The 4294-nt window shown below is 73.8% G+C and carries 3 protein-coding genes and 2 pseudogenes; 2 read left to right on the top strand and 3 right to left on the bottom strand.

Annotated features, from left to right (window positions below; translation table 11 throughout):
• The 3 genes and pseudogenes from GTW08_RS31310 to GTW08_RS29810 all read right to left on the bottom strand — a co-directional run.
• Positions 1 to 390 (bottom strand): annotated as a pseudogene (locus GTW08_RS31310) (hypothetical protein); the annotation flags it as partial.
• A 3-nt stretch (positions 391 to 393) separates the two neighbouring features.
• The gene (locus GTW08_RS29815) at positions 394 to 1566 is read right to left on the bottom strand and encodes an MSMEG_0568 family radical SAM protein (protein WP_083658089.1); all 1173 of its coding nucleotides are present in this window, start codon (positions 1564 to 1566) and stop codon (positions 394 to 396) included.
• Positions 1567 to 1726: 160 nt separating this feature from the next.
• Entirely contained in the window at positions 1727 to 2245 is a 519-nt protein-coding gene (locus GTW08_RS29810) for an MSMEG_0572/Sll0783 family nitrogen starvation response protein (RefSeq protein WP_062396325.1), read from the bottom strand.
• Positions 2246 to 2538: 293 nt separating this feature from the next.
• Between GTW08_RS29810 and GTW08_RS29805 the strand changes: the two genes are divergently transcribed.
• Together GTW08_RS29805 and GTW08_RS29800 are read left to right on the top strand one after the other, a co-directional pair.
• Complete coding sequence (locus GTW08_RS29805; RefSeq protein ID WP_073574375.1) at positions 2539 to 3873, top strand: MSMEG_0569 family flavin-dependent oxidoreductase; 1335 nt, start codon at positions 2539 to 2541, stop codon at positions 3871 to 3873.
• Positions 3874 to 4294: pseudogene (locus GTW08_RS29800) on the top strand (SH3-like domain-containing protein); the annotation flags it as partial.

Below are 4294 nucleotides of genomic sequence, written 5' to 3'. Positions count from 1 at the left end.
GACCAGCCTGCTGCCGGTCCACCACCCGATGTCGGGGTGGGCCGCCCGGGCCGGGCCGAGGCGCACCCCGCCGAGCAGGGTCCCGTCGGCGTCGTGGGCGAGCAGGACGACGACGCGCGGGTCGGCGTCGTGGTCGTCGAGGTCGGCGGTGGGCCGGTCGGGGAACAGCCCCTGTTCGACGCAGAACACCGCGCGGCGCAGCGCACGGTACCCGGCGACGCCGGAGTCGCCCGCGTCGTCGGCGCGGGCCTCGCGGATCGTCACCGGCGGGGTGTCGGTGCCGGCGGCCGGGCGGCCGCCGAGCAGCTCGTCGGCGATCCAGCGGGGGGCGGGGGTGAGGTGACGGGGTGCCCCGCTCACGAAGCGGGGGCGGGGGTCGGTGGTGCTCACGGCTCAGCCCCCCGCCGCCGACAGCGCACTGCACGCCCCGCAGGCGGCGCAGCCCGCGGCCTGGTCGGCGCCGCGCATCCCGGCCTCCCGCAGCACCGCGGCGACCCGGGAGGTGACGTCGGCGAGCAGGTCCGGGTCGGGCGCGGGGACACCGTCGGCGAAGGCGAGGGTGCCGGGCAGCGGCCGGTAGGGGACGACGAAGGGGTACACCCCGGCCGCGACCAGCTCGGCGGCGCCGGCGACGAGTTCGTCGGGGTCCTCCCCGAGCCCCACGATGAGGTAGGTCGACACCGCGTTCGGGCCGAACACCCGCACCGCCTCGTCCCAGGCCGCCCGGTACTGGGACAGCCCGACGGTGGCCTTGCCGGGCATCCAGCGCCGGCGGACGTCATCGTCGAGGGACTCGACGTGGATGCCGATCGCGTCGGCGCCCGCGGCGGCCAGCTCGGCGAGCACGCCGAGGTCGTCGGGGGCGGGCGGCTCGCACTGGACCTGGATCGGCAGCCCGGGTACCCGTTCGCGGATCGCGCGCACGCAGCGCAGCAGGTGCCGGGCACCGCGGTCACGTCCGTTGGAGGTGCCGGTGGTCAGCACCATCTGGCGCACCCCGTCCAGGCGGACCGCGGCCTCGGCGACCTCCGCGAGCTGGTCGGGTGTCTTGACCGCCGTGGTGGCGCCGGACTCCAGGGACTGCTCGATGGCGCAGAACCGGCAGCGGTCGGCCTCGCCGTAGCGCACGCAGGTCTGCACCACGGTGGAGGCGAGCACGTCGTCGCCGTGCAGGCGGGCGATCTTCTCGTAGGAGATGCCGTCGGCGGTGGTGAGGTCGTAGAAGGCCGGCCGGGCGACGGTGTCGACGGCGACACCCATGTCGGTCACGCCGCCGCCGGGCTCGCGGCGCAGCAGCCGCCCGTCCCGGAGCCGGTAGGGGGAGTCGGCGACGATCGGGACGGTGGTGGCCAGCCCGTCGACGAGCACGTGGCCGTCGGCGGACGGCCCGGCCCCGCCGGGGCGGCGCAGCGGGATGACCGACCCGAGGTCGGTCACGCCGGAGGGGCGCTCGGGCCCGGCGCCGGATGCGGTGTCGGGCCCGGTGTCGGGGTCGAGCCCCACGCCGCGGACGGCCAGCTCGGCTCGGGCCCGCAGACCGGGCTCGGTACGGGACGGTGCGGACATGCGGACGGACCTCCGGGGATGCGACGGGCCGGGTACGGCGGGGTGCGACCGGTGCACCCGGCCGCACCGAGATGCAGCCCACGGCTGCCGCGACGGACGCCGGGGCGCCCTGAGCTGCATCTCGGTGCGGATCCGGGACGCGGTGGCGTCCCGCCGTCGGTCAGAGCTGGTAGGTCGAGTTGATGATCGCGCCCTTGCGGGCGTAGTGGATGAGCGCGTCCTGGACGTCGAGCGGGTGCGTCGGGATGACGCCCTCGATCAGGTCCTCCTCGCGGGCACCGTGCAGCGACAGCCCGAAGCGGCAGCAGTAGACCTTGCCGCCCTCGCCGATGAAGGTCTTGAGCTGGTCGTTGATGTTGTGCTCGCCGGGGAACGCGGACGTGCCGGTCGTCGGGAAACCGCGGGTGGCCAGGCAGTTCAGCGAGCCCGGGCCGTAGAAGTACATGGCCGACTCGAAGCCCTTGCGCAGCGCACGGGTCGCCTGCAGCACGGCCACGAAGCTGACCGAGGACTCGTGGGCGATGCCGTGCACGAGGGTGAAGTAGGTCTCGCCGTTCTCGGCCTGCAGGTCCGGGAAGACCTTGGTGCCGCCGTAGATGCTCGAACCCTCGGGCAGCGAGGGGTGCGGGATCTCCTCGAGGCTCTTCTTCTCGACGTCGGACAGCTCGGCGCTGGTCATGGGGATGCTCCTCGTGGTGTGACGGATCCACGCCGGGATTAGGGGTGCGTGGGAGCGCCGGGGGAGGGACACTGCGAAGGAATCGGGCCCCACCGTTTCCGGCAGTCCCCACAACACCAGTGATCTGTTTCCGGAACGTTGAGAGCGGACTACGACGGCAATTCTTGATCAGCGCTTTGTGACCGTCGTGTTGCGTAACACGGGGCAATACTCCCGTCGTCCGAACGACACGATTCGGTAATACGACGGGTCGACCGTGGTGGCGTTCCCCGATCCCTCACGAGGAGGCCCCCATGACTGCGGTGATCCGGCGCGAGGACCGGCGCACCCCGCCGACCGAGCTCGACGGCGAGCACCGGACGGTGGTCGTCGTCGGCGGTGGACAGGCGGGGCTGTCGATGAGCCGCTGCCTGGACGTGCGCGGCATCGACCACCTGGTGCTCGAGCGCGACGTCGTCGCGTCGTCCTGGAAGCGGCACCGATGGGACACCTTCAGCCTGGTCACGCCGAACTGGCAGTGCGACCTGCCGGACTTCCCCTACGCCGGGCCGGACCCGCACGGGTTCATGGTCCGCGGCGAGATCGTCGACTACCTGGAGGCCTACCGGGCGTTCGTCGACCCGCCGCTGCTCGAGGGCGTCGCGGTGACCCGGCTGCACCGCGACGACCGGGGGACCTTCGTCGTGGAGACCTCCGCCGGGACGTGCACCGCCGACCAGGTCGTCGTCGCCACCGGCGGGTACCACACGCCGCTCACCCCGCCGCTGTCCGAGCCGCTGCCGGCCGGCATCACGCAGATCGGGTCCCAGGACTACCGCAACCCCGGCCAGCTACCGCCGGGGGAGGTGCTGGTGGTCGGGTCCGGGCAGTCCGGCGCCCAGATCGCCGAGGACCTGCACCTGGAGGGGCGCAGGGTGCACCTCGTCGTCGGGCACGCGCCGCGGGTGGCCCGCTTCTACCGGGGCCGTGACGTCACCGACTGGCTCGACGAGATGGGCTACTACCGGATGCCGGTGACCCGGCACCCGCGCCGCGAGGCCGTGCGCGCCCAGGCCAACCACTACGTCACCGGGCGCGACGGCGGTCGCGACATCGACCTGCGTCGCTTCGCCGCCGAGGGCATGCACCTCTACGGTGCGCTGACCGACCATGCGGGGGGCCGCCTCACCTTCGCCCCCGACCTGGAGTCCTCACTGGACCACGCCGACGAGGTCAGCGAGTCCATCAAGGACACCATCGACGGCTGGATCGCCGAGCAGGGTGTCGACGCGCCGGTCGAGGAGCGCTACACCCCGGTGTGGCGTCCGGAGCGCGAGGTCACCGAGCTGGCGCTCGACGGTTCCGGGATCACCTCCGTGGTGTGGTGCATCGGGTTCCGGCAGAACTTCTCCTGGATCGACCTGGGGGTGTTCACCGGCCGTGGCTCGCCGGCGCACAGCCGGGGCACGACGGCCGTCCCCGGGCTGTTCTTCCTGGGCCTGCCCTGGCAGTGGACCTGGGGGTCCGGGCGGTTCTCCGGGGTGGGCGCCGACGCGGCGTTCCTCGCCGAGCGGATCCGCTCGCAGCGCGGCCTGACCTCGACCGGCGGCCGCGGCGACGTCTGCAACGTCCTCGCCCTGGGGTCCTGAGTGGACGATCCCGTCGACCCGTCCGACCTCGGCGGCGCCTCCGGCTGGGGGCGGGTCACGGCGCCGGCCGACGTCGAGCCGGAGCCGCCCTTCGGTGAGCCGTGGCAGGGCCGGGCCTTCGCGCTCACCGCGCTGACCATGGGTCGCATCTCCGGGCGCAACCTGGACGCGTTCCGGCACGCGCTGTCCCGGTTGGACCGCACCCGCTACCTCGACGACGGCTACTACGGTCGCTGGTTGCACGCCGCCGAGCTGATGCTCGTCGACTCGGGCGTCCTGGCGCGCGGCGCGGTGGAGGCACGGGCCCGGCGCGGTCGGGGCGAGGACGTGCCCGAGCCGGTCGACCCACCGGTCGCGAAGCCCGACTACGCGCCCACCGCGCCCGGGTCGCTGCGGACCGTCGACGCCGCGCCGCGCTTCG

Origin of the sequence: Pseudonocardia sp. SID8383, from assembly GCF_009864975.1 — a bacterium.
GTDB lineage: Bacteria > Actinomycetota > Actinomycetes > Mycobacteriales > Pseudonocardiaceae > Pseudonocardia > Pseudonocardia alni.
This window is presented reverse-complemented; position numbering and strand designations above follow the sequence as displayed.

Excerpts from the sequence above, each read along its gene's own strand:
- GTW08_RS29815 (WP_083658089.1), bottom strand. The coding sequence starts at position 1,566 with ATGTCCGCACCGTCCCGTACCGAGCCCGGTCTGCGGGCCCGAGCCGAG.
- GTW08_RS29810 (WP_062396325.1), bottom strand. The coding sequence starts at position 2,245 with ATGACCAGCGCCGAGCTGTCCGACGTCGAGAAGAAGAGCCTCGAGGAG.
- GTW08_RS29805 (WP_073574375.1), top strand. The coding sequence starts at position 2,539 with ATGACTGCGGTGATCCGGCGCGAGGACCGGCGCACCCCGCCGACCGAG.